This window comes from Nostoc sp. CHAB 5715, assembly GCF_020829685.1.
In the GTDB taxonomy this organism is placed as follows: Bacteria; Cyanobacteriota; Cyanobacteriia; order Cyanobacteriales; family Nostocaceae; genus Nostoc.
The window spans coordinates 1-3,224 of sequence record NZ_JAIVFR010000871.1; the positions used below are offsets into that span (position 1 = coordinate 1).

The 3,224-nt window shown below is 43.1% G+C and carries 5 protein-coding genes; 2 read left to right on the top strand and 3 right to left on the bottom strand.

Annotated features, from left to right (window positions below):
- Both LC574_RS32845 and LC574_RS32850 read left to right on the top strand, forming a co-directional pair.
- Positions 1 to 315 (top strand): J domain-containing protein (locus LC574_RS32845; RefSeq protein ID WP_229457769.1); only part of this gene is annotated, 315 nt, incomplete at its 5' end.
- A 350-nt stretch (positions 316 to 665) separates the two neighbouring features.
- Positions 666 to 1,361, top strand: coding sequence for a DUF305 domain-containing protein (locus LC574_RS32850; RefSeq protein ID WP_229457770.1), 696 nt, complete (start codon positions 666 to 668; stop codon positions 1,359 to 1,361).
- A gap of 47 nt (positions 1,362 to 1,408) precedes the next feature.
- Here LC574_RS32850 and LC574_RS32855 read toward each other — a convergent pair whose 3' ends face one another.
- From LC574_RS32855 to LC574_RS32865, 3 genes are all read right to left on the bottom strand, one after another.
- Complete coding sequence (locus tag LC574_RS32855; RefSeq protein WP_229457771.1) at positions 1,409 to 1,660, bottom strand: hypothetical protein; 252 nt, start codon at positions 1,658 to 1,660, stop codon at positions 1,409 to 1,411.
- Positions 1,661 to 1,709: 49 nt separating this feature from the next.
- Entirely contained in the window at positions 1,710 to 2,294 is a 585-nt protein-coding gene (locus LC574_RS32860; protein WP_229457773.1) for a Uma2 family endonuclease, read from the bottom strand.
- 115 nt (positions 2,295 to 2,409) lie between these two features.
- Positions 2,410 to 3,048, bottom strand: coding sequence for a peroxiredoxin (locus LC574_RS32865; protein ID WP_229457775.1), 639 nt, complete (start codon positions 3,046 to 3,048; stop codon positions 2,410 to 2,412).
- Positions 3,049 to 3,224 lie beyond the last annotated feature (176 nt).

Sequence of the window (3,224 nt, forward strand, 5' to 3'; positions counted from 1 at the left end):
GCAGAAATGCGTAGCCCTAAGGCTTGTCGTCAGACATCGCCTGGTTCCCAAACTAGCAAACAGCAAAATACAACTCAAAGCAACAAAGCACCCAATCAACCAAAAGCCCAGACGGAAAAAGATAAGATTACTCGCGCCTATAGCATTTTAGGATTGCAAACAAATGCTTCTTTAGCTGAGGTAAAGCAGGCTTATCGAACTTTAGTAAAAAAATGGCATCCAGATTTGTTTGTGAATCAACCACAACTGCAAAAACAAGCACAAGAGAAAATGCACTTAGTTAATGAAGCTTACACAACTTTGAGTGATAAATAAAAAACTCCACGCCACTTGCGGGATGGAGTTTTTGGGCATGGGGAAGAAACTAGCTGTTTGGCCAATGCCCAATCCCCAATGCCCCAAGCGACGGGGAGAACAACCTCGTCCACGCCACTTGCGGGATAGAGTTTCCCGTCGCTTTCAATGAACAACAAGAACCCCGACTTATCAAGGAAGTTGGGGTTCTTTATTTATCAGTCGAATAAAAAACCTCTCCCTGGTTTTACTACGCAAAACCTGTCCCTCTCCGAGTCGGAGAGGGAAAGACTTAAACTAAAGTTCAAGACAGGGAGAAGTTCGTCAAACTCACGTTAAATATAGAATTAAGAAACTGTTAGGTGAGATTTATGCAACTGCTATCTTTGAGGAATGGTTTTTTGGCGTTAACCTTTAGTGCGATCGCTTCAGGCGATGGGTTAATCACAGGCTGTAGCAATACTGCTTCTCAGAACCAAAGCCAAGCGCCAGAGGTAACGGCCACTAATGCTAATGACAAGCAGATGATGAATCACGGTGGTGGCATGAATCACAGTATGGGAATGGATTTAGGCCCAGCCGATACTAATTTTGATTTACGTTTTATCGACGCTATGATACCGCACCATCAAGGGGCTGTGGAAATGGCGAATGTTGCACAGCAGAAATCAAAACGTCCTGAAATCAAAAAGCTAGCAGACAATATCATCAAATCACAAAACCAAGAAATCACTCAGATGAAGCAGTGGCGACAAGCTTGGTATCCCAAGGTGGGAGATAAACCAATGGTTTATGACAGTCAAATGGGCCACATGATGGAAATGTCGTCTGATCAAATGAAAGGCATGATGATGAGTCAGGATTTAGGTGCAGCTGATGCGGAATTTGATCTGCGCTTTATCAATGCGATGATTCCTCACCACGAAGGGGCTGTAACAATGGCAAAAGATGTTTTGAGTAAGTCTAAGCGTCCTGAAATTAAGCAATTAGCCCAAGAAATTATTAAGGCGCAAAATACAGAGATTAAGGAAATGCAACAGTGGCGAAAAAGCTGGTACAACAAGTAAGACTAAGTAACAGTGCAGATTCGCCAGCTAGAACAACATCACCTCGCTTAAAGGTTTGTTTTGGCTGCGTTATAGTTGTCATAGATACTCATTTCCTGGCTTTCCCAGTCATCTGCAAAGGTTGCTAGATGCGATCGCAAAATCTCAGCCTGCGCTTCGTTAATTCCTTGAGAGGCTAGGTCAATCTCATTTGACCTGATAAAAGTCACAATTACTCGCGTTCCTTCATCTACATCGATGGGTTGTTCAGTGAGTTCCACTCGACCATTACGATATGTTCCTTCAATACTAGTCAACATTTTTAACCTCGCTGCTTGTGAATAGTTAAATTGCTATATAAAACTTTCTCTACCAAATTTTACTCATATTGAGAATAAACCCAGACAATACCGACTCACCGCTAACGGTAGTAGGATTATCTAAACATTCTTCTGGCAATCCAGGACGATAAATATAGACTTTACGCTGCTTACGGTCAATCAACCAGCCTAACTGTATTCCCGGCTCATTCATATATTCCTCCATTTTTTCCTTCAAAGTCTGGAGTTTGTCGCTAGGAGATTTGAGTTCGACTACAAAATCTGGACAAATGGGAGCAAACTTTCGCTGTTGTTCTGGAGATAGAGAATTCCACCGTTCTAGTTTAATCCAGGAAGCATCTGGCGATCGCTCTGCACCTGTTGATAACTTAAATCCGGTACTAGAGCTAAAAGTTATACCTGTACCATCTTGTTCCGACCAAACCCACAACGGCCCAAATATATTACCTTCTCGGTTTCCTGTCTCTGAACCAGTAGGAGGCATAATTACCAATTCTCCGAATTTATTTCGCTCAATGCGTAAGTCACGATTCACCTGACAGAACTCAAAAAATTGTTCGTCTGTCATTTGCATTGATGACGGAATTTGCAAAACCAAAGGGGATGAGAACATAGGGATTTCCTCCAGGTTATGATGCCTAGCTCACTAACTATATTCTCACGCAAAAAACAAAGACGCTAAGTTATATCTTTGCGTCTTTGCTTTTTACCCGAAATCATTTTCAGATTTACTTGTTAGGCTGAGGAGTTAGCCGCAGATAGGGTTTAACTTCCTCGTAACCTTTGGGGAATTTCTCTTTGAGTACTTCTGGATCTTTCAGTGAGGGGACAATTACAACATCCTCTCCATCTTTCCAGTCAGCTGGTGTCGCCACGCTGTAATTATCAGTCAATTGCAGAGAATCAATTACCCGCAAAAGTTCATCAAAGTTGCGTCCCGTGCTGGGAGGATAGGTGAAACTCAGGCGGAGTTTCTTATTGGGGTCAATCACGAAAACCGATCGCACTGTCACAGCCGCATTAGCATTGGGGTGGATCATGTCGTAAAGCTCAGAAACCTTGCGATCGGCATCTGCCAAAATTGGGTAGTTAAGGGTGGTGCTTTGAGTTTCTTCAATGTCTCCCACCCAGCCTTTGTGGGATTCAACATCATCAACGCTGAGTGCGATCGCTTTGACATTGCGCTTGTCAAATTCTGGTTTTAGCTTGGCAACTGTGCCGAGTTCTGTTGTGCAAACAGGTGTAAAATCAGCAGGATGAGAAAACAGCACAACCCAGCTGTCACCTGCCCATTCGTAAAAATCGATGTCGCCGTGTGTTGAGGCTTGCGTAAAGTTGGGTACTGTGTCACCTAGACGGAGAGCCATGAGAAATTCCCTGTAGTTAGAAGATCATACGTGTTCTACTTTGCCATCATGACATAAAACCCCTGTTTTCCAATCGGACTTTAGCGGTTTGAAACAAAATTTTAGGTTGTCAGCACTCTTGGATATAGGGATGGGGGAGGTAAAAATTATTGACTAAAGTACAGCTGTTGTCTGCG